We start from the raw sequence: 24,906 nt of genomic DNA on the forward strand, positions 1-24,906 counted from the left end.
ATTAATTCCCTCCAGTCTAATCACGTACTTCCGTGATTAGACTGGAAAAAATCAACCACCGCTCACTGGGGGAATCAATGCAACAATATCACCAGATTTTATTTTGTCATCTTCATTCGCATATTCTTCATTGATAGCGACCATAATCTGCTCTGAAACTGCGATATGATGTTCTTTCGTAATAATATTTTTTAATTCTGCAACAGTAATATTTTCACAATCTACTTCTAACTCGTTTGTCCCCGCATCTTCTTGTAAATGTGCAAATAATAACACCCGAATCATTTTTTCATCTCCTTTCCAGGCTCCCCGTCTGGATACGGTATTTTTTCTAATTGATCACCAATCCATGAGTCACCATCTTCCCAAAACTCTTTTTTCCAAATCGGAACAATTTGTTTGATGCGCTCCATAATATATTCATTTGCTTCATATGCCGCTTTTCGGTGTGGTGTTGATACAGCAACAACAACGGCAATATCAGAAATTTGAAGTGTACCGATGCGATGTGTAATCGCAACGTGTGTCCCAGGCCACTTCTCTTTCACTTCATCTCCAATTTTCGCAAGCATTTTTCCAGCCATTGTCTTATAGGCTGCGTACTCTAAATATAACGTGCGACGCCCTTTCGTAAATTCTCTTACAGTACCAGTGAAAGTTGTCACAGCACCACATTCACGGCGAATCACTTTATTTGTAACCTCTTCAATCGAAATTGGTGTATCTACTACTTCATAATGTGAAATTGTCATCGTGCACCTCTCATCGTTTGTGTAAACCAATCCATGTATGCGTCTTCCTCTGTTATATGAAATGTTTTATACGCTTTTGGTAAACTTTGTGTAACCTCTTTCCATATAATGACCGCTATTACATTCTCCATTTTATCTAGTAAAGCAATATCTTCATTCCTCCGAAGCAAAACCACTTTTGGATAGTTTTCTTTTTTATATCCTTCAATCAAAATGAGATCTACTTCAAAAAATTCATATAGTCGAATAATTTCCTGTAAAGACCATTCATCCCGAAGAGAAGAAAGTGATAATAATCCTGCTCCTTCTACAGCACTTACGGCAGCGCCTGCTCGCCTATGACGTTCACTATCCTTTTGAGGTACTTCCGGGTAGCCACCATGTCCGTGATGCTTAATTGTGGCAACTTTCATACCTTCATCCGAAAAAGCTTGAATCATTTTCTCCGTGAGCGTCGTTTTTCCGCTATTTTGATAGCCAACTATTTGTAAGATTGGAGCGGTTCTGCCCACGGCCACTCACTTCCTTGGCTTGATTCTAGTAATAACACCGAAACTTTCATTCCTGCTTCAAATCCTCTTGTTCCTCCTGGCAATACAATCAAAGCATTGCTATCTGCAAGAGAAGAAATCGCACTTGATTTATCGAGCCCTACTGGTATAACTTGCAGCTGACCATTGATAAACGTTGCTTTCCCCCTTACAAATCGTGTAAATGGGTTTGCCTTTGGAAAATCTTTCTGCAATATAGCATCTGTACGATATGCATGTGGTTCTTTCGTATGAAGGAATGCTTGAATAACTGGATAAACGAGTAATTCAAATCCGACATAACAAGCAGACGGGTTACCAGATAACCCAAACAACAGCTTCCCGTTTACTTCAGCTACAGTTGTGACACTACCTGGTCGCATCGCTATTTTATTAAAAAGAACATTGGCATTTAATTTTTTATAAATAGCAGGCAAATAATCGTAATCACCTACCGAAACACCACCAGTTGTGATTAAAATGTCTACTTCATCCACCGCGGCTTTCACTGCCTCATAGCAAGCTTCTAAATCGTCAGCAAGTTGTCCATAATATCGTACTTTCCCGCCAGCTTTAACAATTTGAGCTGCGATCATATAGGAATTACTATTTCTAATTTTTCCTGGTTCAAGTGGTTCATGTACTTCTAACAACTCACTTCCCGTCGTTACAATCCCGACAACAGGCTGTTTCATAACGTTTACTGAACTGTAGCCAAATGTCGCCAAAAGTGCTGCTACACCTGGATTAATCTTCGTACCTTTTTTCACAAGTATTTGATTTTGTTTTACATCTTCACCTTTGAATGAAACATTATCACCTACTTGAAAAGAACGCTTTAGCTTCATATACGTTCTTCCGTTTCTTTCAAATCCCTCCGTAAGCTCTAACATAACTACCGCATCACAATCTTTTGGAATCGCTGCTCCTGTCATAATTCGAACCGCTTCGAAGGCCTTTACATCGTCTGTAAAAACAGAACCAGCTCCTATTTCTCCTATCACTTCAAACTCAATTGGATGCTCGTTCCCCGCCTCTTTCGTATCTTCTGCCCGAATCGCAAATCCGTCATATGGAGAGCGGTCAAAATGCGGAACATCGTGATCTGCCGCAACATCTTCTCCAAGAATTCTTCCGTAGCTTTCGGTAATAGAAACTTTTTCTATTTCACCTTGGTGTGCATATGTCATAACTCGCGCTACTGCTTCAGCAACTGGAATTGGTACTCGTTTTTCTAACATTGTTTTCACCCCATATTTGCAAAATATCACATCTTGATTACACTTTATATTGTACAATGCTAATTATAATAGCAATTACTTCAAGGAGGAATTCCATGTCTTCATTCACTCACTTTAACGACCAAGGCCGTGCCAAAATGGTCGACATTAGCGATAAAAAAGTGACAGTGCGAACAGCAATTGCTTGCTCTAGCATCCTTGTTACGAAAGAAATTTATGATAAAATCTCTCATAATGAAATTGGGAAAGGCGATGTATTAGCCGTCGCACAAATCGCCGGTATTATGGCTGCCAAACGCACTTCTGATATTATTCCGATGTGCCACCCTTTACTTCTAAAAGGAGTAGATGTTTCATTCGATTGGGAAACGGCGAAAGGGAAATACCGTTTACGAATTGAAGTAAAAGTAAAAACAGAAGGTAGCACTGGCGTTGAAATGGAAGCCTTAACAGCAGCTTCTGCGACCGCTCTTACCGTGTATGATATGTGTAAAGCTGTTGACAAAGGTATGATTATCGGCGAAACATATTTACTTGAAAAAACAGGCGGAAAAAGTGGAGATTATATTAGAAATTCACAATCCTAATTTAGTCCCCTGAACCTAAAGGACAACCTTTAGGTTCAGCCTATATATCTTGCATATAATCGCTTCGCCACTTTCATATCATTTGTCCCATGAATAAATGCCCTGCCATCTGTAAATAACACGAAGCGATATTCATCAACACGAAACGATAGTAAATATGGTGTTGTTTGCACATCCACACTTTTTTGTAAGCGCTTTTTAATTTCTTCTAAATTAAGAAGTTGCGGCGCCCCTGGACGGATTTGAACTGTATTTCGCCCACATAGAACCTCTGTTTTCATCTGTGATTCAAACGTTAAACTTGGGTACGTGCGCAGTTTTCCGCAAGATGGACATTTGTCTTTTTTCTGTCTATTCACTTTAAACGCCATGTGCTGATTGTTCCAAAGATCAAATGACAGCATCGTTTCACGAAGCGCTCCAAAATCTTCTACCAATATTTTAAGTGCTTCTGTCACTTGATGCGCAACGACCAATTGTACAGCTGGCTGTATAATTCCTGCCGTATCACACGTTGCACCACTAGATGGATGCTCCATCAAACAGCGAAAACATGGTGTTTTTCCCGGAAGAATTGTATATGTGACGCCATAGCTTCCAACGCATCCTCCATATATCCAAGGAATATTGTATTTTTGCGAAATGTCATTAATAAGAAGACGCGCTTCAAAATTGTCAGTCGCATCTAATATTAAATCCACATTCTTAATTAACTCTTCCATTTCTTGCACCGCTACATCTGTTACAACTGGTACAATTTCTACTTCAGAATTAATCTGCCTTAAACGCTCAAATGCTGCGACTGCTTTCGGCTTATACTGCTTTGCATCTTCTTCTGTATATAACTGCTGCCGCTGTAAGTTACTCCACTCGACATAATCACGGTCAGCAATCGTCAGTTTTCCAATTCCCGCTCTGACAATCGCCTCTGCACTTGCTGCTCCTAGTGCACCGGCACCTATAATGAGTACATGCTTTTCTCTTATTTTCCTTTGGCCTGCTTCGCTAACCCCGGAAAATAACATTTGTCTTGAATAACGCTCTTGCACGCGGCATCCCCCTTTCTTACCCTCCGATATAAGACATTTCAATTTTCGGACGGTTATTTGCGCTTTCTTCAGTCCGCTCATCAGAATACCGGTCTTCTCGATATTCCCATACATCTTGCACTACCTTTAATAAATCGGGATCAGAAATACCTTCTCGAAGGAGCTTCCGTAAATCCGTTCCTTTCGTCGCAAACAAACACGTATAAAATTTACCATCTGCCGAAATCCGTGCTCTTGTACAAGAAGAACAGAAAGATTCAGAAACTGAAGTGATAAATCCAACTTCCGTATCACTGCCCACGTAACGATAACGCTTCGCAACTTCTCCAAAATAATGAGGATCTACAGGCTCAATTGGATATACCAGACTGATTTTCTCAATCAATTCTTGTTTCGTAATGACCTGCTCAAAATTCCATCCATTCGTACTGCCAACGTCCATAAACTCAATATAGCGGAGCGAGATTCCCTGTTCTTTGAAATAAGCGGCCATCGGAAGAATTTGACTATCGTTCATTCCCTTTTTCACGACCATATTTACTTTCACATCGAGTCCAGCTGCTTTTGCTGCGGCAATCCCTTTCAGCACAGGTTTTGTACTAATATTCCGGCCGTTAATTTTGCGAAATACCTCGTCCTCTATCGCATCTAAACTAACATTCACTCGGTGTAATCCAGCATCCTTTAACGCCTTTGCTTGCTTTGTTAAATGAATTCCATTTGTTGTAAGTCCAATATCTGTTAAGCCCTCTAGCTTCGCAAGTCTTGCAATAAGCTTTGGCAGGTCTTTACGTAGTAAAGGTTCACCGCCTGTAAGCCTAATTTTCTTTACACCCATGCCTACAAACAATTTTGCTAATCGTTCAATTTCATCAAATGTAAGCAAAAATTCTTCTTGCAAAAATGCATAATCAGGTCCGAATACTTCAGCTGGCATACAATATGTGCACCGAAAGTTACAACGATCAATGACAGAGATGCGTAAATCTTGAAGCGGACGCTGCAAAGAATCTGTAATCTTCTCGCGCATCGTCATCCCTCCTTTTCTGCTAAATTCTATCTGTCTTCATTCTATTATAATATATTTTCAAACTGCGATGTTATTGCTCAATTTCTTTATTCACTTTCTATGTTTTTTAGTTGCCTCCATCATAAAAAAGAAGCAGGATATACGTTGTGATATTTCTCACATCGTACCTGCCATTCAAAAATTCTTCACAAATCCGTTCGAATTTTGTTCACATTTCAGTTAAAATCACTGTATCACACTATTGGTGGGGCTACTATCAGTGGGACTGAAGCCCCCACTGATAGTAAAGTTTCACTTTATTTGTGTACGATACTCATTTCCCCACTCACGCATAAGTGTAATAATTGGTGTAAGAGACCTTCCGAATTCCGTTAAAGAATACTCCACTTTTGGCGGAACTTCTTTATATACTTCTCTGTGGATTACTCCAGCGGCCTCAAGTTCTCTTAGCTGCCTCGTTAGCATGCGTTGTGTAATACCGGGCATCAATCGTACAAATTGATTAAAGCGAATCTCTTTGGCATTCATTAAATGAAATAAGATAACTCCCTTCCATTTCCCACCAATTACATCTAACGTTACTTCGACTGAACAACGATTTATATCTTTCTGTTCCATTTTGTCACTCTCCATTAGTATACAAATTGATACTATATGCTAAAAATGTGCGTACTTACATCATTCATTGTACTATTGTAGAATCGATTTTGTAATCAACTTACTATAAAAAAGTAAATAATTAAAAGGTGGTTATTTAAATGGAACATACAAAAGAAGAAATTTTAAAAGCTTATCAATTTAGACATGCATGTAAAGAATTTGATGTAAATAAAAAAGTCTCTGATGAAGATTTTCATTTTATTTTAGAAACTGGTCGACTTTCTCCAAGTTCATTTGGTTTTGAACCTTGGAAATTTGTTGTGATTCAAAATCAAGATATTCGCAACAAACTTCTCCCTGTGGCTTGGGGAGCTCAAAAACAATTACCAACAGCGAGCCATTTTGTCGCTATATTAGCTCGTAAAAAAGAAGATATGATTTATGACTCTTCCTATATTTCTAACTTCATGAAAAATATTCAGCAGCTTCCCGACGAAGTCGTAACAATGAAGCGTGGTTTTTATAAGGCGTTTCAAGAAACTGATTTTCAATTATTAGAAAGCGACCGTGCCATGTTTGATTGGGCTTCTAAACAAACATACATCGCTCTTGGTAATATGATGACTGCAGCCGCCCAAATCGGCATTGATTCTTGCCCAATTGAAGGGTTCCATCAAGAAAAAGTAGAAGCGATTTTAAAAGAAGAGGGAATTGTTTCAGGTGATACATTTGGTGTGTCTGCTTTAGTTGCTTTTGGTTATCGCGCGGAAGAACCAAAACGTGATAAAACTCGTCAAACAATGGATATGGTTGTTGAATGGATTAAGTAATGTAAAAGAAAAGAGTGTCTACAAAGGAAGGCACTGAAAAAGTGTTTACTTTGAAAAAATAACACGCATTTTATCAATATGTTAAAAAGAGAAAGGAGTCCATTACCTATATATAGTAGGTGATGAACTCCTTTTTCTTATGAAGTGGACTTTTTCAATGGCCTACTACAAAGGACACTCTTTTTTTCATTGCGAAAAGTGCGCTTGTTCACAGCTGAAAATAAACTTATTACTTATAATAAAAAGATATTTCTTGCATTTTTACCATGTTTACATCCAAAATAGGAAATAGACTGCTTTAAAAAGAAAGGTGATTGCTGTGACAAACCGTACGGCATTATCGGAAGACTTAAAGGAATTACTTGCATCTGTTGAATATAAAATGCAGATTAATAAAGGAAGTTATATTTTCCAAGAAGGTGTGGAGGCAAAAGAACTCTATATCGTCCGCTCTGGAAAAGTACAGATTAGTAAAATTAGTGCTGACGGACAAGAGTTAACACTTCGCATTTGTTCAAAACACGATATTATCGGGGAGTTGACATTATTTACGGACAATGCAAAATATTTATTAAATTCGAAATGCCTGGAAGATGTTGAAGTTGGAGTCATTAAACGAGATGCTTTAGAAAAGGCATTGCTTGAAAAACCTGCTCTTGCATTTGAATTTATGAAATGGATTAGTGAACATTTACGAAGAATGCAAACAAAATTCCGTGATTTAGTGTTACATGGAAAAAAAGGAGCTCTTTATTCCACGCTCATTCGCATGACAAACAGTTATGGCATATTAAAAGAGAATGGTATTCTTATCGATCTACCTTTAACAAATCAAGAGCTTGCGAATTTCTGTGCAACCTCACGTGAAAGTGTAAACCGTATGTTAAACGATTTAAAAAAACAAGGAATTATTTCTATCCATAAAGGAAAGATTACCATTCATAATTTACAATTTTTAAAATGTGAAATTGCTTGTGAAGATTGCCCTACCTCTATTTGTAGCATTGAGTAGCCTCTCTATTTGAGATGCTACTCTTTTTTCTTTCTCCTTTACTCTACATAAAAAACTCTCTCTGTACTGTGCAAAATGTCACAACTTTTCGGAATTTTTTTTAATATCAATCTGATTTTTGACAATCTGTTGAACTGTGATAGATATCACATCTCTATTTTGCATGCTCTCTTATAGTGAAAATAAGCAAGAGAGACGCAATAAAGGAGTGAACAGTATGAAAAAGAAACCTTCAGCATTAATGAAACGTTTAAAATATTTTTCTCCGATAGATCGCTATAACGACAATCATACACAAGAAACATATGAAGACCGTGAATGGGAAAACGTGTATAGAAAACGATGGCAACACGATAAAGTAATCCGCTCTACACACGGCGTTAACTGCACTGGTTCTTGCAGCTGGAATATTTATGTGAAAGATGGAATTGTAACTTGGGAAGGTCAAGAACTGAACTATCCTTCTACCGGCCCTGATATGCCAGATTTTGAACCGCGTGGATGTCCGCGTGGAGCAAGTTTTTCTTGGTACATTTATAGTCCACTTCGCGTGAAATATCCATATGTACGTGGTGTCCTTTGGAATATGTGGCAAGAGGAACTTCAAAATCACAAATCACCGCTAGACGCTTGGAAAAGCATTGTGGAAAACCCTGAAAAAGCACGTACTTATAAAGAGGCGCGTGGTAAAGGCGGATTCATTCGTGCTAGTTGGGATGAAGTATTACAACTAGTCGCTGCTTCCTTACTATACACAGTGATCAAATATGGTCCAGACCGAAATGTTGGTTTCTCACCAATTCCAGCTATGTCGATGTTAAGTCACGCTGCTGGTAGCCGCTTTATGCAGCTCATGGGTGGACCTATGCTTAGCTTCTACGATTGGTACGCTGACTTACCACCAGCTTCTCCGCAAATTTGGGGTGATCAAACAGATGTACCTGAAAGTAGTGATTGGTACAACTCTGGTTACATTATGACATGGGGTTCAAACGTACCAATGACAAGAACACCAGATGCCCATTTCTTAGCGGAGGTACGTTATAAAGGAACGAAAGTCGTTTCCGTAAGTCCTGACTTTGCTGAATCCACAAAATTTGCTGATGATTGGATTAGCGTAAAACAAGGTACAGACGGTGCGCTTGCGATGGCAATGGGACACGTCATCTTACAAGAGTTTTACGTAGACAACCAAGTGGAATACTTCACAAATTATGCAAAACAATATACTGATTTTCCGTTCTTTGTCACATTAAAACAACAAGGAGACCAATTTGTTGCAGATCGTTTCTTAAACGCGAATGATATTGGTCGTGAAACAAAGCTTGGCGAATGGAAACCTGTTCTTTGGAACGAAAACACCAATAATTTTGCAACGCCTCATGGCACAATGGGGTCACGCTGGGATAACGAAAAGAAATGGAACTTACGTTTAGAAGACGAGCAAACAGGCGAAAAAATTGATCCACGCCTTTCTTTACTTGGCATGGAAGATGCAGTTGAAACTGTACAAATTCCATACTTCTCCGATGACGGAAACAAAATATTAGAACGAACAATTCCAGTGAAAAAAATTGCAACAAAAAAAGGCGACATTTTCGTTACAACTGTGTACGACTTAACGTTAGCAAACTACGGTGTCAACCGCGGACTTGGCGGGCAAGAACCGAAAGACTTCAATGCTGATGTTCCATTTACACCAGCATGGCAAGAAAAAGTGACCGGAGTAAAACGAGAACTGATTATTCAAATCGCTCGTGAGTTTGCTCAAAATGCTGTTGATACAAATGGACGCTCGATGATTATTGTCGGCGCTGGTATTAACCATTGGTTTAACTCTGATACGATTTATCGCGCGGTTCTAAATCTTGTTCTTCTCGTTGGTGCACAAGGTGTAAACGGTGGCGGTTGGGCGCATTATGTTGGGCAAGAAAAATTACGTCCGGCAGAAGGCTGGCAAACAATTGCAATGGCAAAAGACTGGCAAGGTCCGCCGAAATTACAAAACGGTACATCCTTCTTCTATTTTGTAACAGATCAGTGGCGCTATGAAGATACACCAGTTGGCCATTTAGCATCGCCAGTTGTCGGCAACTCACGCTATCAACATCACGGTGATTACAATGTGTTAGCTGCTCGTCTTGGTTGGTTACCTTCTTATCCAACATTCGAGAAGAATGGAATTGAACTATATAAAGAAGCTGTCGCTAGTGGCGCAACAACGGGAGAAGAAATCGGAAAATATGTTGCGCAAAAGCTAAAAGAAAAAGAACTTAAATTTGCAATTGAAGACCCAGATAACAAAAATAACTTCCCGCGCAATTTATTCGTATGGCGCGCAAACTTAATCTCAAGTTCTGGTAAAGGGCACGAGTATTTCTTAAAACATTTATTAGGTACAACAAACGGATTAATGAATGACGATAGCGATTCATTACGACCAGAAGAAATAAAGTGGCATGAAGAAGCACCTGAAGGAAAGCTTGATCTACTGATCAACTTAGATTTCCGTATGGCTGGAACAGCACTTTATTCTGATATCGTCCTTCCTGCCTCAACTTGGTATGAAAAACACGATTTAAGTAGTACAGATATGCATCCGTTCGTACATCCATTTAATCCGGCAATCGGTTCACCGTGGGAAGCACGCTCTGACTGGGATATTTTCTGTTCCCTTTCTAAAGCAGTCTCTGATTTAGCAACAGAACTTCATCTTGATCCGATGAAAGAAGTTGTGGCAACACCACTTCTTCATGATACACCGCAAGAATTAGCACAGCCGCTTGGCAAGATTAAAGATTGGAGCAAAGGTGAGTGTGAACCAATACCAGGAAAGACAATGCCGCAAATTCATGTTGTAGAACGAGATTATAAAACAATTTATGACAAGATGACAGCGCTTGGACCAAACACTGGGAAGCAGCCAATTGGTACGAAAGGGATTTCTTGGTCTGCAGAAAAAGAATATGAACAATTAAAGAGTCGATTAGGCGTTATTCGCACTGACTCTATCGCCAAAGGATGCCCTGATATAACAGAAGCAATCAATGCTGCTGAAGCGGTGTTAACCCTTTCTTCTACAACGAACGGTCATATGGCTGTAAAAGCATGGGAAGCTCTTGAAAAACAAACAGATTTACATCTGCGCGATTTAGCAGAAGAACGCGAAGAAGAATGCTTTACATTCGAACAAATTACTGCGCAGCCAAAAACGGTGATTACTTCCCCTGCCTTTACTGGTTCTGAAAAAGGGGGACGCCGTTACTCACCATTTACAACAAATGTTGAGCGCCTTATCCCTTGGAGAACGATAACTGGACGACAATCGTTCTACTTAGATCACGATATGATGAAGGAATTCGGTGAAACAATGGCAACATTCAAGCCAATCTTGCAACATAAACCGTTCCGTAAATCACGCCCTGAGGTAGAAGGAAAAGAAATTACACTAAACTATTTAACACCGCATAATAAGTGGTCGATTCATAGTATGTACTTTGATTCCTTACCGATGTTAACGCTGTTCCGTGGTGGTCCAACTGTTTGGATGAACAAAGATGACGCCGCCGAAGCTGGTGTTAGTGATAATGACTGGATCGAATGCTTTAACCGTAACGGCGTTGTCGTAGCACGTGCCGTTGTAACGCACCGCATACCAAGAGGAATGGCCTTTATGCACCACGCACAAGACCGTCATATTAACGTGCCTGGTACAAAATTAACGAGCAACCGCGGAGGAACGCATAATAGCCCAACCCGCATTCATGTAAAACCAACACATATGATTGGTGGATACGGTCAATTAAGCTATGGATTTAACTACTACGGTCCAACTGGTAACCAGCGTGACTTAAACGTCGTGATCCGCAAACTGAAGGAGGTAGATTGGCTTGAAGATTAAAGCGCAAGTCGGAATGGTAATGAACCTAGATAAATGCATCGGCTGCCATACTTGTAGCGTAACGTGCAAAAACACCTGGACGAATCGTCCAGGTGCTGAATATATGTATTTCAACAACGTGGAAACAAAACCTGGGATTGGTTATCCAAAACAGTGGGAAGATCAAGAAAAATATAAAGGCGGCTGGGAATTAAAAAACGGTGAAATCCAGCTAAAATCCGGTTCGAAAATGAAACGTCTCATGAACATTTTTCATAACCCAGATCAACCTACAATCGATGATTACTTTGAACCTTGGAACTATGATTATGAAACATTAACAAATAGTCCGCAGCGAAAACATCAACCGGTAGCTCGCCCAAAATCAGCAATTACTGGAGAGTTTATCGACAAAATTGAATGGGGCCCAAACTGGGAAGACGATTTAGCAGGCGGACATATAACAGGCTTGCAAGATCCGAACGTCAAGAAAATGGAAGAAGATATTAAAACAGATTTCGAGAATGTCTTTATGATGTATCTGCCTCGCATTTGCGAACATTGTATGAATCCATCTTGCGTTTCTTCTTGCCCATCTGGAGCGATGTATAAACGTGAAGAAGACGGGATTGTCCTTGTTGATCAAAATGCATGCCGCGCTTGGCGATTCTGCGTTTCTTCTTGTCCATATAAAAAAGTATATTTTAACTGGCAAACAAATAAAGCAGAAAAATGTACAATGTGCTTCCCGCGTATCGAAGCTGGTATGCCAACGATTTGCTCTGAAACATGCGTAGGACGTATTCGTTATATTGGGGTAATGTTATATGACGCTGACAAAGTAAAGGAAGCCGCTTCTGCACCAAACGAAAAAGATTTATATGAATCTCAGCTTACTGTCTTCTTAGATCCAAATGATCCAGAAGTAGCTGCGGAAGCAAAAAAACAAGGTATTCCTGAAGAATGGATTAAAGCGGCTCAAGAATCACCAATTTATAAAATGATTATTGATTGGAAAATCGCCCTTCCTCTTCACCCAGAGTACCGGACAATGCCGATGGTTTGGTATATTCCACCGCTTAGCCCGATTATGAATATGGTGGAAGGGAAAGGAAGCAACTGGCAAGCAGAAGAAATTTTCCCTGCTATTGATAATATGCGTATTCCAATTCAATATTTAGCTAACTTACTTACTGCAGGAGATGAATCACATATTCGTCTTACATTGAAAAAAATGGCTGTTATGCGAACTCATATGAGAGCACTGCAAATTAATAAAGAACCAGATGAAGCTGTATTAAACGAACTCGGTTTAACGAAAGAAGATGTAGAAGATATGTATCGCCTTCTTGCGATTGCAAAATATAAAGACCGTTTCGTTATCCCTACATCTCACCGTGAACAAGTTGCAGATTTATATAGTGAACAAGGAAGCTGCGGCCTTTCCTTCGCAGGCGGCCCAGGTTCTTGTATGACACTCTCTTAAACTAAGGAGGTAATAGCTATGAAACAAGGTTTACAAACTGCTTTTTCTTGTGCTTCCTTCCTTCTCTCCTATCCTGAAACAGGATGGAGAGAAGCTTTACCAGAACTACAAGAAACAATTGATACGATTACGCATGAAGAAATTCACACGTTGCTTACAGCTTTCATCAAACAAGCTCAAGAAAAAACAAACGATCAACTCATTGATTCTTACGTATATACATTCGACTTTGGAAAGAAAACAAATATGTATCTCACTTACATGAACACAGGTGAACAAAGAGAGCGTGGAATTGAATTATTAGAGCTAAAACAACACTATCAAAAAGCTGGCTTTGCGGTAACCGATAAAGAACTACCTGATTATCTACCGCTTCTACTTGAGTTTCTCGCAAACGCAAATGAAGAAGATAGCGAACCAATTATGAGTAGATACACGAAAGATATACAAGCATTGCACGGACAGTTAAAAGAAGCAAATTGTATGTACCAACCAATTCTTGCTACCATTCTCCTCGCCATCGATGCCTGGGGAGTACAAGCGAATTAGAAAGGAGTGTCGTCAAAATGATGGATCAATTTTTATGGGTGCTGTTCCCCTATATCATTTTCGCAATCTTTATCGGTGGACACATTTTCAGATACAACTATGATCAATTTGGCTGGACATCAAAATCTAGCGAACTATTAGAGAAAAAAATGCTCCGAATCGGAAGTTTACTCTTTCACTTTGGCATTATGTTCGTAATCGGTGGACACATCATGGGAATATTAATACCAGAATCTGTATATACCTCTTTCGGTATTTCTGAGCATATGTATCATATGGTCGCTATCGGCTTCGGTCTTCCTGCAGGAATTGCTTCAATTGTTGGTTTAGTGATTTTAATGTATCGTCGCTTTACAGTAAAACGCATTATCGCAACAAGTACAAAAGGAGATTATGTCGCCCTCGTCCTCTTGTTCATTGTAATGTTAGCAGGTCTATCCTCTACATTTTTCAATATTGATGCAAAAGGATTTGATTATCGAACAACAATTGGCCCATGGTTCCGCAGCCTCTTTGTTTTCCAGCCGAAAGCAGAATATATGGCAGAAGTACCTATTTGGTTTAAAATCCATATCATTGCAGCGATGGGGCTCTTTGCAACATGGCCATTTACAAGACTTGTACATGTCTTTAGCGTTCCAGTGAAATATTTACGCCGTAGCTATGTTATTTATCGAAAAAGACAACCTATTGAATCTGAAAAAGCAAAAATCCAATAAAAAATAGCACCTATCTTATAAAAATAAGATAGGTGCTATTTTATTTTTCCGTTAATCTTCCATATTCAATTTACTATTTATTCGGATTCCAAGCACCATTACTTTCGAAATAGTACTTTACTCCTTTAATGAGTTGCCAACCTTTTTGCATTGCCCCACTTCCGTTGAAGTAGTACCATTTTCCATCAATTGCTTGCCAACCTGTTTGCATTGCTCCGCTTCCGTTGAAGTAGTACCATGTGCCGCTAATTGCTTGCCAGCCTGTTTGCATTGCTCCGCTTCCGTTGAAGTAGTACCATGTGCCGCTAATTGCTTGCCAGCCTGTTTGCATTGCTCCGCTTCCGTTGAAGTAGTACCATGTGCCGCTAATTGCTTGCCAGCCTGTTTGCATTGCTCCATTTCCGTTAAAGTAATACCATGTCGTACCTACTTGTTGCCAACCTTTCGCTTTCGTTCCATTTTGATCATAGAAATACCACTTTCCATTTTCTTGTTTCCAATTGTTATGATAATGGTATTCTCCTGTTTCAAGCCCATATTTCCCACAGTTTGTTCGGCAAGTATGTCCACCGTTTTTATCCAATCCACCAGGGCTTGCATAAGCAGCTGTCGTTGATCCCATAATTGTTAGACCAACTGCCATCGCTAAAACTTTCATATTCTTTTTCATAGATTCACTTTCCCCTTCTCTTTATCTATTTATCTACCAAGCATTATTATATGATAACCGAATGATATTAATAAAGAATTGTGTTTTTTACATATTATAAAAATATAAATTCCTAGACTTCTAATATTCTCTATCTACTAAAATAATGCGCTTCCTTTTATAAATCGTTTTACTACGGCAGTATCTGGCACTAACCCAAATAAATAGTGATTTTATATTATTACTAGGTGAACCTCTTGTTTCTATTACAACAAAGGTATTGAACATCCAATTTATCCCGCTATCTGCAGGCAGCAAGCCCCCACCTTTTCCCTCTCCTTGTTCTCCTTGACAACCATATGTACGAAAAAGACGTAAACAATGAAAAAATAAGAAAATCCCCTACTTTTAGTAGAGGACTCTTTCTATAAACCTGGTACAGAATCCAAGCTATCCGCATTCGGAACAGCTTGCATAGTACCTGACGTGTTGGCACTTGGAGAGGTATTCGTGCTCATACTTGTTCCAATCGCTGAACCTTTCGTATACGTCGTTGTCACTACATCCCCTGGGTTCAAGCAAAGATTTGTTGCCGTTCCTATTACAGTCACAACATCAATACAAGTTGGCCCTGTTGCTCCACTATATGTCTTTGATGCAACAAATGAAGTATCCCGCAAGTTATCCCCCGTAAATAAATTCCCATAGTTATTTACAATCACAAACTCTTTAATATTTGCCGGCATGACCAGTCAACCTTTCTGTTATGAACCTAATGTTAATTCACTTGTTTCTAGTGGTGGAAGGAATTCTGGCGTCCTAGGAGTAACTGACGGCATCCGTTTTCCATTCAAAAAAGTAGCGATGCTCGATCCACCAGAACCAGCATATATTTTCAAAGCAGCAAATGGTTCAATAGTATAACAATCACCTACATTAACAGCTCCTGTGTTATTAACAATCTTTATTTTACGAATTCGCGCACTCACCATCCTCCCTCCTTTCTATATAAATCGATTATAATCGCAGGAATTGTTGCTCACTCATATGCGAAAAACAATTCTTGTATACACTGTATGCAAAAGAAAAAAACTTGAAACAGACGCGTTTCAAGTTTTAAAAATGAATTATTGAATTTCACCTTCATATTGCAGCATACCGCCGACCATATTCACTGTTTTAAACCCTTGTTCATTTAAATAATGACATACATTTTCACTGCGCATTCCTGATCGACAAATAAAAATATACTCATTTTCTTTATCAAAGAATTCCACTTTATTTGGAATATCACCCATTTTAATATGTACAGCTTCTGGAATTTTCCCTTGTGCTACTTCCTCATCTTCACGTACATCTACTAAAAATAACGTTTCCCCGTTTTCTAAGCGCTCTTGCACTTCTTCTGTTGTAATTGTTTTTACTTCTGTCATATGTCGTTCCTCCTTAATATAATTAAAACTTTAACGTATTTCCGAAAGAAGTCCCCACTTCAAAACGTGTTCGTATTTAAGTGAGGGGTAGTTGACGTAGTAAATTTTTTCTCTACTCATCTATTCATCACCAATTTTAGCATGGAAAATTACGAACGCAAAGAAGTGAAACTTCCCTCATTTGCATTATTCCTCAACTTAATTGTAAATTTATTACATTTACAAATCTACCTCTCACATTGTATCCTCAATATACTTGTTTTACGAAAGGAGTCGATCGACATGACACTTTTTCTTTTCATTATGGGTCTCATTTTATTAATTCTCGCTATCATTTCACTCGGTATATTTAACAAAAGAAGACCCACACGATCCTCTCAAGAACGAGCATTCTTTTATTTATTACTTAGTATCGCTTGCCTTGGATTGTGCATTGCTACATACGTCTTCCGTTTAAAAATCATCTAAAAAAAGGTGCCTGCTTAGCGACTTGCACCTTTTCTTTTACACATTTCTATATATCCACTTTGGTTTACCGGTACCCACCTGCACTCGTTTTCTCCTTTTGGTTTCACTCGGCATGGGGCTAAAACAGGCACTGACCGCTTCTATCCACGGCCGGACGCTCTCTCCCACCCCTTAAAGATTAGGTTTTTTATTTCAATTTTCACTTACACTTGTCTCTTTAAAAACTCATCCACTTTCTTTTCAAATAAATGAACATCAAATACACCAGCCATATGGCCATTCATACTTTCAATCTCATAAACCTCTGCGTATTTCCCTTGTTTCTGGAGCAGCTCTACCATTTTATAATTATAACGAGAAGGTTGCAGTAAATCTTGTTTACACGGAATCATAAGCACATCTGCCTCTATTTGAGAAAGTGCCCCTTCTAAAGAGGAAAAACCGTGTGCAAGATCATGTAATAACGTTGCTTTCGCTGTATACATCCATGAATTCGCATCCACAAAAGTAATATTTTGAAGTGTCAATGCATTTATATTTTGTTCAAATGAAGTTCGTGCTGAGAAATTCTCATAAGGTAGCGTTTCCGCACTATTACGCGGAAATGTCATTTCATAATAGTGAGCATCAAACCCATTTATAAACATCATTTTCCCTGCTAAATGCAGCCCTTTCGTTGGCTGTTCATCCCCATAATTTCCATCATTCCATTTCGAATCTAACTGAATAGCTTCAATTGCATTTTGCAGAACATTAACCGATGTCACAACCGGATTTTGCGGGTTCGTAATGACACCAATCATTCGCTCTACCATATGGGGATAACGAACAGCCCATTGCTGCGCAATCATTCCACCAGCTGATGGTCCGATTACCGCATGTAACCTTGTAATTCCCATTGCATTCACTAATTCATATTGCACACGTGCTACATCTAAAAATGTAAATACCGGAAACCCCATCCCATATTCAGATCCCGTTATTGGATTAACTGATTTTGGCCCCGTTGTAATCACGTAAGGATTTTTCACTTGGACATTACAAAGATTATCAGTACATATCACAAAATAGCGATCGGTATCAATTGCTTTACCCGGTCCAATCAGTCCGTCCCACCAACCAGGAATGAGATCTTGCTCCGTATATTTTCCTGCCGCATGGCTTGTTGCACTAAAATAATGACAGACTAAAATCGCATTTGATTTATCCCGGTTTAATTTACCGTACGTCTCATATCCAATCTGAACAGGGATCTTTATGCCATTTTCAAATGTAAACTCTTTTAAATGAAAGCTTTCTTTTTTCACTTGTAGCATAATTCTCTCCTTCATTGTGAATTCGTCATTATATATCAATCTTTCATAACAAATCTATTTCGCTTACAAAAACTATTATACGTCTCCAAAAGAAACCCTTCTTTAAACACAGAGAATTTTCGCTTCTCCCTAAACATGTGCATAATATACAAAATACGCCATAAACTAACATTATCTTACATGAGTTAAAGAGGGAATACGTATGATATGGAAATGGTTTCGAAAGAAAAAAAAATCAAGTAAAACAGATTCAAAAGAGCAAAATCAAACTACTGAACAAGAGGAACAAACACAAAACAAACAACATCAATCTGCCCAAGCTACTAAACAAGACCAGCAAACACAAAACAAACAACATCAATCTGCCCAAGCTACTAAACAAGACCAGCAAACACAAAATAAACAACATCAATCTGCTCAAGGTACTAAACAAGACGCGCAAACACAAAACAAACAACATCAATCTGCTCAAGGTACTAAACAAGACCAGCAAACACAAAACAAACAACATCAATCTGCTCAAGGTACTAAACAAGACCAGCAAACACAAAACAAACAACATCAATCTGCCCAAGCTACTAAACAAGACCAGCAAACACAAAACAAACAACATCAATCTGCCCAAGCTACTAAACAAGACCAGCAAACACAAAACAAACAACATCAATCTGCCCAAGCTACTAAACAAGACCAGCAAACACAAAACAAACAGCATCAATCTGCTCAAGGTACTAAACAAGACGCGCAAACACAAAACAAACAACATCAATCTGCTCAAGCTACTAAACAAGACGCGCAAACACAAGGCAAGCAGCAAAATAATAGTAGCAATAGCATTTATGATTTCAGTAAACCCGAGAAAGAAAAGGTTCACTCTCTTCAAGATTTATTAGAAAACCTAAAAACATCTAGTGATTTTGTAAGTTATCACACATCAGATGATGAAACAATGCCGTACTGGATTTCTTATTACCGGCCATCGCTTGATGGTGAAAAATTACAAAAGTATTTAATGCCAGCTTTATTAGAGCATACATGTTCTACATTAGAAGAATTAAAAGAACATATTCCAATGAGCGGGATTACAATTACAAATGATCTTCAAAAAATTGAAGATATGGTTTTAAAAGGTCACGCTATCGTACAGTTACATGAACAAGATCAAAAATGTATCTTAGCAAATATCACAATTGATAATTATCGAGCGCCATCTATTCCATTAAATGAATCTACAGTTGTTGGTCCACAAGAGGGATTTGTAGAGGATATTGATACGAATCTTAACTTAGTACGTAAACGCCTTCCAGTGTTAGCGCTACAAACAAAAGAAGTTATCATTGGGACATTCTCTAAAACAAAAGTTGTCATGATGTATTTAGAGAACCTTGCTGAAAAAGACAGTGTTGATTATTTAGAAGAATCGCTTCGTACCATTGAATACGATCAAATCAACGACAGTTCCTATATTCAAGAATTGATGGGAGAAAAATCAATCTTCCCACTATTTATTAATACAGAACGTACAGACCGAGTAACGACCGCATTAATTGATGGAAAAATCGCTATTTTTGTAGATGGTTCACCGAGCGTCTTACTCACTCCTGTTTCATACTTTGATTTTTTTGTTTCACCAGAGGATTACAACGTATCTTGGCTTTATGCTACGTTCTCAAGATTTTTACGGCTGATTGCTGTTCTATTTTCCATCTGTGCAACGCCTCTATACGTTGCCATTTTAAGTTATCATTACGAATTAATTCCAAGCGATCTACTCGAAACATTAATTTTATCAAGAGCGCAAGTTCCTTTCCCACCTTTAATAGAAGCTCTCTTTCTAGAGCTTGCTATTGATTTGCTTAGGGAGGCTGGTGCTAGACTGCCAATGAAAGTAGGCCAAACACTTGGTATTGTAGGCGGTATCGTGATCGGACAAGCATCTGTTCAAGCAGGACTAACCAGTAATATTTTATTAATTATTGTTGCTTTATCCGCGTTGGCTTCCTTTATCACTCCCATTTATAAAATGGGCAACGCAGTTCGCTTGCTACGCTTTCCATTCCTTTTATTTGCAGAATTAGGTGGACTATTCGGAATTTCACTAGGCTTTATCTTTTTATTTACTCATCTATTCAGACTTTCTTCTTTACGAAAACCATTTGCACTCTTTTATCCAGCAAGGCGACAATCACTAAAAGACTCTTGGATTCGGTTTCCATTATCTATGATTGATACAAGAGATATTCAAGCAAGGCCGCAACACGTAAAAAAATCAGCAAAGGGGATTTCAACAAAACATACATCTGACTTTGACGAATAAGAAATGAGGTGCATTTATGAGTAAAGTCAAAACAAAATATCAAATATCTCCTATCTTTGTTTTCTTCTTGATTCATAGTGCACAGTTCGGCGCTGGAGTTCTCGGATTTGCACGCATTATCGCAAAAGCGGCTGGATATGATGCCTGGATAGGAGTTGTTATAACTGGAATCATCATTCACATTCTCGTTTGGATGATGTATTACTTATTAAAAAATACAGAAGGCAACCTAATAGATCTTCATCAACAAACCTTTGGAAAGTGGCTCGGTAATGGCGTTAATATTGTATTCATGCTGTATTTTTTGGTTGCGAGTATATCCGTTGTTCGAACGTATGTCGAGATTGTTCAAGTATGGATGTTTCCTACCGGGTCCACTTGGATGTTCACCGCCTTTTTATGTTTATTAAGTTACTACGTCATCTCATCAGGATTCCGCATCATCACTGGCATCTGTGTCGTTTCAATTAGTGGGATACTAGGTTATATTTTTCTTAGCCTGTTTATGTTCAAGTACGCACATTGGGAAAATTTACTTCCTGTTTTTACGCATTCTTTGGGACGTATTTTAAAAGCATCTCAATTGTCAATTTATACTATGACAGGCTTTGAAATTTTTCTTATGGTATACCCATTTGTGAAGAATCCCGAGAAATCTCATAAATTTGCACAATATGGTGTATTATTCTCTAACATTTTATATTTATTTAGCACGATTTTGGCATTCGCTTTTTTTAGCGAAAAACAGTTATCAAAAACAATTTGGTCTCAGCTTTCAATGACACAAGTTATTCAATTACCCTTTATCGAACGACTAGAGTACATTGCCATCTCCGGCTATGCACTTGTAATTCTTACAAGTTTTATTCTTCCATTATGGGCTGCTACAAGAGGAACACATGAAATCTTTCATGTAAAGCAAAAATACATTTTACTTTCTTTCATGTTCATTACAATTATTGTGTCACAACTTTTAACAAACAGGCATGATATCAACGATTTTATTAGTTATACTTCCAAAGTTAGTCTTTGGCTTATATATGTTTACATCCCAATCTTATTTCTTATCGTGTGGGTGAAAAGAAAATGGAAAAAATCAAGAAAAAACTAATTCTTCTTTCATGTATTTGTTTATTCACCATAACAGGCTGTTTGCAAAAAAATATTGTTGATGATGTTCAGTTAATTCAAGGGGTTGTTTTTGATACAGCAAAAAACAATAAAGTACAGGTGACATCGGTTTGTCCGGTGCAGCGAAAAGGAAATAAAGTACAGGTCTACGAAGGAGTAGGAAATGCCGTTAAACAAGTAAAAGCTGATACTTCTTTGGAATCTTCTCAACCATTTGCAAGCGGACAAATGCGCATTGCTTTGTTTACTACAAGAATTGCCAAAAAAGGATTGTCGACCTCCTTTGACACATTGGTTCGTGATGTCAGCATCGGAAACTCAGTGTATGTTGGATTATTAGAAGGAAATGGACCTGAGCTGTTAAAAGGAAAATATACAACTTCTTCTAATGTGGCTATCTATATAAAAAAAATGCTAGAGCATAACATGCAAACTGGCCCCGTACCAACTGATAATTTACATTTAGGTGCATTTCGTTATTATCGTGAAGGCCAAGACTCTTATATGCCTATCCTAAAAAAGAGTAAAGACAAAATCAAAATCACTGGCATTGGACTTTTAAAAAAGGATAAGTATGTCGGAAAAATTGATCGACAAGATATGTTCGTATTTAAGGGGTTATTGGAAAAACATCGGTTAGATTCACACGAATTTAAAAGTAATAATGGATATGTAATGATCAATAATATACGCTCCAAGCCAACGTATACTGTAAATATAAAAGCTGGAAAGCCTTCCTTTTTAATTAAAGTAAAAATAGATGCACGCATCTTAGAACTTTCGAAACAAGTAAACCTAGAAAATAAACAGAACACAAAAAAAATATCACAAGAAGTTGAAAAAAGCTTAAATACTAAAGCCACAAAACTCATCAAAAAATTTAAATCTTTAAATGTTGATCCTCTTGGGCTAGGAGCTAAATTTAGACAACACTATCGACCATTTAAATTAGCAGAATGGAAAAAAATGTACAAAGACGTTCCTATCACAGTAAAATATGAAGTTGATATTACAAACTCCGGTGTAATCGAATAATATGAAATATAGTTTCCTCAAAATGTCAGATAATGATTGAACTCCTCTTCCGGGCATGATACAACGGAGAGAGGAGTTTTTTGATAATACTTACATAAAGAAAAAAGATATTTACGGGGGAGCTTATGTCTAAAAAGTTAGTAAAACCTATTTTAAATGGTATTCTGTTTCTCGGCGTCTTTTTATTTGCTCATACATACTTAAAAAATGTTTCATTTACACGTTATTTACTTGTTGTCGTACCGACACTACTTGTTGGGATGTTCGGGATTGATCTCGCTTTATCATTTTTAATAAAGAAAGAAGAGTAGGGAAAGAACATCTTATTTTATAAGGTGTTTTTTTTATTAAACAATCTCCTTATGTTACAATAAAGTTCGGCACAAAACGTGAAAGGATGAAACAACATGGCTAACGAAAAAGGTTTAGATAAAGGATATGAACTTGTTGCAAAAATGCACGAGGTATTTGGACACCCTGTTACAGATGTACCAACAAAATTAACAGAAGAACGCGCAAAAATTCGCGCAAGCTTTATGCAAGAAGAGTTAGAGGAATTTTTAGAAGCTAATACTGTAGAAGATCAATATGATGCGTTAATTGACCTTATCTATTTCGCATTTGGAACATTTGCAGAAATGGGAGTTCGTCCCGATAAAGGCTTTGAAATTGTAAACAATGCAAATATGGCAAAACTATTCCCTGACGGAAAACCACGTTTCCGCGAAGGCGATGGCAAAATTTTAAAACCAGAAGGCTGGCAAGCACCAGAACCACAGTTACGTGCTGAAATTGAGCGTCAACGCCAAGAAGCATTAGCAAAAGCAGGGAAATAAGATTGAATAGGCTACCATTCGCGGGAAGTTAAGCCCCGCACTTATGTCTTATTTTTTCGAGCGAATGATATGTCGTGTCGAAACGCCGATATATCTGAAAAAGGAGCTCTCTTTATGAAGAGAGCTCCTTTTTGTTTATCCCGCATTAACGGGCAGTAATACCCCCACCTCAAAATTCGGTGAAAGCAAATAAGTTAGGTGAGAGATAAACTGCCCGTAAAAGCCCGATTGGTGAGGGCTTTTAATCAGTGGGGGATGAAGAGAACCCCCACTGATTAAAGTTTCACTTTATTTTTTCTTCTTTTCTGTCGGTTGACTTTGTTTAGCGAAATTAGATGAATCATCGAAATTCGGTTGCTTTTTACCAGCATTATTACTTCTACCTTTTCCCATATGTAATGCACCTCCTCTCCTCCTTACTATTCCCAAAATAAAAAATCCCCTTGCGCACAAGAGAATTTTTTTATGTTTTTTATTTACTCTATTAGTGTCCGTGTCCAGCATGCCCTGCCGCGCCCGCTGTTCCTGCAGTACTTCCTGCACTTCCCGCTCCGCCATACCATATTTGCTGTTGTTGATGTTGTTGACCATGGTGTTGATGCTGGCCATGGTGTTGATGTTGTTGACCATGGTGTTGATGCTGGCCATGGTGTTGATGCTGGCCATGGTGTTGATGTTGTTGACCATGGTGTTGATGCTGACCATGGTGTTGATGCTGGCCATGGTGTTGTGTTTGATATAAAACAGCCTGTGGATGAATTTGATGGTGACCATGATGATGTACTTGTTGCTGATGATGACCGTGTTGCTGGTGGTGACCGTGATGTTGGTGGTGACCATGGTGTTGATGCTGGCCATGGTGTTGTGTTTGATATAAAACAGCCTGTGGATGAATTTGATGGTGACCATGATGATGTACTTGTTGCTGATGATGACCATGATGTTGGTGGTGACCGTGATGTTGGTAATGACCGTGATGTTGGTAATGACCGTGATGTTGGTGATGACCGTGATGGACGTGATGACCATGAATCATTTGTGGACCTACTCCTCCTACTAGAATAGGAGCAACACCACCAAATCCTGGTTGCGGACCAACTGGTGCAGGGAAGCCAGATTGTGCCCCGCCTACAAATGTTGGAAATGTAGTTGATGCCCCTACAGGAACTCCTCCTCCTACAAATGCCGGAAATGTAGTTGGCGCTCCTATAGGAACTCCTCCTTGCGCTCCTCCCACGAATGTTGGCATTCCTGTTTGCGCTCCAGCTACAGATGTAGGAACTCCTTCTGATGATCCGCCCATCCATGTTGGGTTCCCGCCATATCCTTGTTGTCCGGCTCCTCCCATTAGCATTTGTGCATAGCCATCCTCACCTATCATAAAGCCGTGCGATGCGTTATTATCCATCCCTTTCATTTCTTTCACCTCTTTCTCTCAATTTAACCTGCCTTTGTT

General features: G+C 38.6%; 26 protein-coding genes. 13 read left to right on the forward strand and 13 right to left on the reverse strand.

Going from position 1 to position 24,906, the window contains the following annotated elements:
• Positions 1 to 51 precede the first annotated feature (51 nt).
• From moaD to glp, 4 genes are read right to left on the reverse strand one after another with little or no spacing between them, the layout of a single operon-like run.
• Positions 52 to 285 carry a molybdopterin converting factor subunit 1 gene (moaD, locus tag ACM6HU_RS03715; RefSeq protein WP_016116704.1) on the reverse strand — a complete coding sequence of 78 codons (234 nt, stop codon included), beginning with the start codon at positions 283 to 285 and terminating at the stop codon, positions 52 to 54.
• Positions 282 to 752 (reverse strand): molybdenum cofactor biosynthesis protein MoaE, encoded by a 471-nt coding sequence (locus ACM6HU_RS03720; protein ID WP_016116705.1) that lies wholly within the window; start codon positions 750 to 752, stop codon positions 282 to 284. Before ACM6HU_RS03720 ends, moaD begins: the two co-directional genes overlap by 4 nt.
• On the reverse strand, positions 749 to 1,270 hold the full coding sequence (gene mobB / locus ACM6HU_RS03725; RefSeq protein ID WP_016116706.1) for a molybdopterin-guanine dinucleotide biosynthesis protein B: 522 nt from the start codon (positions 1,268 to 1,270) through the stop codon (positions 749 to 751). The genes ACM6HU_RS03720 and mobB overlap by 4 nt, the downstream gene beginning before the upstream one ends.
• Complete coding sequence (gene glp / locus ACM6HU_RS03730; protein ID WP_016116707.1) at positions 1,234 to 2,523, reverse strand: gephyrin-like molybdotransferase Glp; 1,290 nt, start codon at positions 2,521 to 2,523, stop codon at positions 1,234 to 1,236. The genes mobB and glp overlap by 37 nt, the downstream gene beginning before the upstream one ends.
• A gap of 95 nt (positions 2,524 to 2,618) precedes the next feature.
• Between glp and moaC the strand changes: the two genes are divergently transcribed.
• Entirely contained in the window at positions 2,619 to 3,110 is a 492-nt protein-coding gene (moaC, locus tag ACM6HU_RS03735; protein WP_016132130.1) for a cyclic pyranopterin monophosphate synthase MoaC, read from the forward strand.
• 35 nt (positions 3,111 to 3,145) lie between these two features.
• Here the strand turns inward: moaC and ACM6HU_RS03740 are convergent, their stop codons facing one another.
• The 3 genes from ACM6HU_RS03740 to ACM6HU_RS03750 all read right to left on the reverse strand — a co-directional run bounded on the left by ACM6HU_RS03740 (position 3,146) and on the right by ACM6HU_RS03750 (position 5,807).
• Complete coding sequence (locus tag ACM6HU_RS03740) at positions 3,146 to 4,159, reverse strand: molybdopterin-synthase adenylyltransferase MoeB (protein ID WP_016116709.1); 1,014 nt, start codon at positions 4,157 to 4,159, stop codon at positions 3,146 to 3,148.
• Between the two features lie 16 nt (positions 4,160 to 4,175).
• The gene (moaA, locus tag ACM6HU_RS03745) at positions 4,176 to 5,189 is read right to left on the reverse strand and encodes a GTP 3',8-cyclase MoaA (protein WP_016116710.1); all 1,014 of its coding nucleotides are present in this window, start codon (positions 5,187 to 5,189) and stop codon (positions 4,176 to 4,178) included.
• A gap of 291 nt (positions 5,190 to 5,480) precedes the next feature.
• Complete coding sequence (locus ACM6HU_RS03750; RefSeq protein ID WP_016116711.1) at positions 5,481 to 5,807, reverse strand: winged helix-turn-helix transcriptional regulator; 327 nt, start codon at positions 5,805 to 5,807, stop codon at positions 5,481 to 5,483.
• Between the two features lie 140 nt (positions 5,808 to 5,947).
• Between ACM6HU_RS03750 and ACM6HU_RS03755 the strand changes: the two genes are divergently transcribed.
• The 6 genes from ACM6HU_RS03755 (at position 5,948) to narI (ending at position 14,265) form a co-directional block, all read left to right on the forward strand.
• Complete coding sequence (locus ACM6HU_RS03755) at positions 5,948 to 6,619, forward strand: NAD(P)H-dependent oxidoreductase (protein WP_016116712.1); 672 nt, start codon at positions 5,948 to 5,950, stop codon at positions 6,617 to 6,619.
• A 319-nt stretch (positions 6,620 to 6,938) separates the two neighbouring features.
• A complete protein-coding gene (locus ACM6HU_RS03760) occupies positions 6,939 to 7,631 on the forward strand; it encodes a Crp/Fnr family transcriptional regulator (RefSeq protein WP_016116713.1) in 693 nt (230 codons plus the stop codon).
• Between the two features lie 217 nt (positions 7,632 to 7,848).
• A complete protein-coding gene (locus tag ACM6HU_RS03765; RefSeq protein WP_016116714.1) occupies positions 7,849 to 11,532 on the forward strand; it encodes a nitrate reductase subunit alpha in 3,684 nt (1,227 codons plus the stop codon).
• Positions 11,522 to 12,997, forward strand: a complete 1,476-nt coding sequence (gene narH, locus ACM6HU_RS03770; protein ID WP_016116715.1) for a nitrate reductase subunit beta — start codon at positions 11,522 to 11,524, stop codon at positions 12,995 to 12,997. The genes ACM6HU_RS03765 and narH overlap by 11 nt, the downstream gene beginning before the upstream one ends.
• Positions 12,998 to 13,015: 18 nt before the next feature.
• Positions 13,016 to 13,546, forward strand: coding sequence for a nitrate reductase molybdenum cofactor assembly chaperone (gene narJ, locus ACM6HU_RS03775; protein WP_016116716.1), 531 nt, complete (start codon positions 13,016 to 13,018; stop codon positions 13,544 to 13,546).
• A 17-nt stretch (positions 13,547 to 13,563) separates the two neighbouring features.
• The gene (gene narI, locus ACM6HU_RS03780) at positions 13,564 to 14,265 is read left to right on the forward strand and encodes a respiratory nitrate reductase subunit gamma (RefSeq protein ID WP_006096259.1); all 702 of its coding nucleotides are present in this window, start codon (positions 13,564 to 13,566) and stop codon (positions 14,263 to 14,265) included.
• A 73-nt stretch (positions 14,266 to 14,338) separates the two neighbouring features.
• On the opposite strand, the gene ACM6HU_RS03785 is transcribed toward narI, so the two are convergent.
• The 4 genes from ACM6HU_RS03785 to ACM6HU_RS03800 form a co-directional block, all read right to left on the reverse strand.
• A complete protein-coding gene (locus tag ACM6HU_RS03785; RefSeq protein ID WP_414847999.1) occupies positions 14,339 to 14,935 on the reverse strand; it encodes a YHYH domain-containing protein in 597 nt (198 codons plus the stop codon).
• A gap of 404 nt (positions 14,936 to 15,339) precedes the next feature.
• Positions 15,340 to 15,660: a hypothetical protein gene (locus ACM6HU_RS03790; RefSeq protein ID WP_016116719.1), complete on the reverse strand. Its 321-nt coding sequence runs from the start codon at positions 15,658 to 15,660 to the stop codon at positions 15,340 to 15,342.
• 18 nt (positions 15,661 to 15,678) lie between these two features.
• Positions 15,679 to 15,906: a spore germination protein gene (locus tag ACM6HU_RS03795; protein WP_003201173.1), complete on the reverse strand. Its 228-nt coding sequence runs from the start codon at positions 15,904 to 15,906 to the stop codon at positions 15,679 to 15,681.
• Positions 15,907 to 16,041: 135 nt separating this feature from the next.
• Entirely contained in the window at positions 16,042 to 16,347 is a 306-nt protein-coding gene (locus ACM6HU_RS03800) for a rhodanese-like domain-containing protein (protein WP_003201171.1), read from the reverse strand.
• 282 nt (positions 16,348 to 16,629) lie between these two features.
• Here ACM6HU_RS03800 and ACM6HU_RS03805 point away from each other — a divergent pair, with 282 nt between their 5' ends.
• Positions 16,630 to 16,815 (forward strand): hypothetical protein, encoded by a 186-nt coding sequence (locus ACM6HU_RS03805; RefSeq protein WP_098116769.1) that lies wholly within the window; start codon positions 16,630 to 16,632, stop codon positions 16,813 to 16,815.
• A 203-nt stretch (positions 16,816 to 17,018) separates the two neighbouring features.
• Here the strand turns inward: ACM6HU_RS03805 and ACM6HU_RS03810 are convergent, their stop codons facing one another.
• Complete coding sequence (locus ACM6HU_RS03810) at positions 17,019 to 18,131, reverse strand: alpha/beta fold hydrolase (RefSeq protein ID WP_098116768.1); 1,113 nt, start codon at positions 18,129 to 18,131, stop codon at positions 17,019 to 17,021.
• Positions 18,132 to 18,333: 202 nt separating this feature from the next.
• On the opposite strand from ACM6HU_RS03810, the gene ACM6HU_RS03815 reads away from it, so the two are divergent.
• The 5 genes from ACM6HU_RS03815 (at position 18,334) to ACM6HU_RS03835 (ending at position 23,450) form a co-directional block, all read left to right on the forward strand.
• Entirely contained in the window at positions 18,334 to 20,448 is a 2,115-nt protein-coding gene (locus ACM6HU_RS03815; RefSeq protein WP_414848000.1) for a spore germination protein, read from the forward strand.
• 16 nt (positions 20,449 to 20,464) lie between these two features.
• The gene (locus tag ACM6HU_RS03820) at positions 20,465 to 21,559 is read left to right on the forward strand and encodes a spore germination protein (RefSeq protein WP_016116723.1); all 1,095 of its coding nucleotides are present in this window, start codon (positions 20,465 to 20,467) and stop codon (positions 21,557 to 21,559) included.
• A complete protein-coding gene (locus ACM6HU_RS03825; protein WP_016116724.1) occupies positions 21,535 to 22,614 on the forward strand; it encodes a Ger(x)C family spore germination protein in 1,080 nt (359 codons plus the stop codon). Before ACM6HU_RS03820 ends, ACM6HU_RS03825 begins: the two co-directional genes overlap by 25 nt.
• Before the next feature lie 125 nt (positions 22,615 to 22,739).
• Complete coding sequence (locus ACM6HU_RS03830) at positions 22,740 to 22,925, forward strand: hypothetical protein (protein WP_003201353.1); 186 nt, start codon at positions 22,740 to 22,742, stop codon at positions 22,923 to 22,925.
• A gap of 96 nt (positions 22,926 to 23,021) precedes the next feature.
• Positions 23,022 to 23,450 (forward strand): haloacid dehalogenase, encoded by a 429-nt coding sequence (locus ACM6HU_RS03835; RefSeq protein WP_003201351.1) that lies wholly within the window; start codon positions 23,022 to 23,024, stop codon positions 23,448 to 23,450.
• Positions 23,451 to 23,934: 484 nt separating this feature from the next.
• On the opposite strand, the gene ACM6HU_RS03840 is transcribed toward ACM6HU_RS03835, so the two are convergent.
• On the reverse strand, positions 23,935 to 24,867 hold the full coding sequence (locus ACM6HU_RS03840) for a hypothetical protein (RefSeq protein ID WP_414848001.1): 933 nt from the start codon (positions 24,865 to 24,867) through the stop codon (positions 23,935 to 23,937).
• Positions 24,868 to 24,906: the final 39 nt, after the last annotated feature.

Origin of the sequence: Bacillus sp. IT-79MI2 (assembly GCF_949768135.1) — a bacterium.
Taxonomy (GTDB): Bacteria; Bacillota; Bacilli; order Bacillales; family Bacillaceae_G; genus Bacillus_A; species Bacillus_A pseudomycoides.

Excerpts from the sequence above, each read along its gene's own strand:
- moaD (WP_016116704.1), bottom strand. The coding sequence starts at position 285 with ATGATTCGGGTGTTATTATTTGCACATTTACAAGAAGATGCGGGGACA.
- ACM6HU_RS03720 (WP_016116705.1), bottom strand. The coding sequence starts at position 752 with ATGACAATTTCACATTATGAAGTAGTAGATACACCAATTTCGATTGAA.
- glp (WP_016116707.1), bottom strand. The coding sequence starts at position 2,523 with ATGTTAGAAAAACGAGTACCAATTCCAGTTGCTGAAGCAGTAGCGCGA.
- moaC (WP_016132130.1), top strand. The coding sequence starts at position 2,619 with ATGTCTTCATTCACTCACTTTAACGACCAAGGCCGTGCCAAAATGGTC.
- moaA (WP_016116710.1), bottom strand. The coding sequence starts at position 5,189 with ATGCGCGAGAAGATTACAGATTCTTTGCAGCGTCCGCTTCAAGATTTA.
- ACM6HU_RS03750 (WP_016116711.1), bottom strand. The coding sequence starts at position 5,807 with ATGGAACAGAAAGATATAAATCGTTGTTCAGTCGAAGTAACGTTAGAT.
- ACM6HU_RS03755 (WP_016116712.1), top strand. The coding sequence starts at position 5,948 with ATGGAACATACAAAAGAAGAAATTTTAAAAGCTTATCAATTTAGACAT.
- ACM6HU_RS03765 (WP_016116714.1), top strand. The coding sequence starts at position 7,849 with ATGAAAAAGAAACCTTCAGCATTAATGAAACGTTTAAAATATTTTTCT.
- narJ (WP_016116716.1), top strand. The coding sequence starts at position 13,016 with ATGAAACAAGGTTTACAAACTGCTTTTTCTTGTGCTTCCTTCCTTCTC.
- narI (WP_006096259.1), top strand. The coding sequence starts at position 13,564 with ATGATGGATCAATTTTTATGGGTGCTGTTCCCCTATATCATTTTCGCA.
- ACM6HU_RS03785 (WP_414847999.1), bottom strand. The coding sequence starts at position 14,935 with ATGAAAAAGAATATGAAAGTTTTAGCGATGGCAGTTGGTCTAACAATT.
- ACM6HU_RS03790 (WP_016116719.1), bottom strand. The coding sequence starts at position 15,660 with ATGCCGGCAAATATTAAAGAGTTTGTGATTGTAAATAACTATGGGAAT.
- ACM6HU_RS03795 (WP_003201173.1), bottom strand. The coding sequence starts at position 15,906 with ATGGTGAGTGCGCGAATTCGTAAAATAAAGATTGTTAATAACACAGGA.
- ACM6HU_RS03800 (WP_003201171.1), bottom strand. The coding sequence starts at position 16,347 with ATGACAGAAGTAAAAACAATTACAACAGAAGAAGTGCAAGAGCGCTTA.
- ACM6HU_RS03805 (WP_098116769.1), top strand. The coding sequence starts at position 16,630 with ATGACACTTTTTCTTTTCATTATGGGTCTCATTTTATTAATTCTCGCT.
- ACM6HU_RS03810 (WP_098116768.1), bottom strand. The coding sequence starts at position 18,131 with ATGCTACAAGTGAAAAAAGAAAGCTTTCATTTAAAAGAGTTTACATTT.
- ACM6HU_RS03815 (WP_414848000.1), top strand. The coding sequence starts at position 18,334 with ATGATATGGAAATGGTTTCGAAAGAAAAAAAAATCAAGTAAAACAGAT.
- ACM6HU_RS03820 (WP_016116723.1), top strand. The coding sequence starts at position 20,465 with ATGAGTAAAGTCAAAACAAAATATCAAATATCTCCTATCTTTGTTTTC.
- ACM6HU_RS03825 (WP_016116724.1), top strand. The coding sequence starts at position 21,535 with ATGGAAAAAATCAAGAAAAAACTAATTCTTCTTTCATGTATTTGTTTA.
- ACM6HU_RS03830 (WP_003201353.1), top strand. The coding sequence starts at position 22,740 with ATGTCTAAAAAGTTAGTAAAACCTATTTTAAATGGTATTCTGTTTCTC.
- ACM6HU_RS03835 (WP_003201351.1), top strand. The coding sequence starts at position 23,022 with ATGGCTAACGAAAAAGGTTTAGATAAAGGATATGAACTTGTTGCAAAA.
- ACM6HU_RS03840 (WP_414848001.1), bottom strand. The coding sequence starts at position 24,867 with ATGAAAGGGATGGATAATAACGCATCGCACGGCTTTATGATAGGTGAG.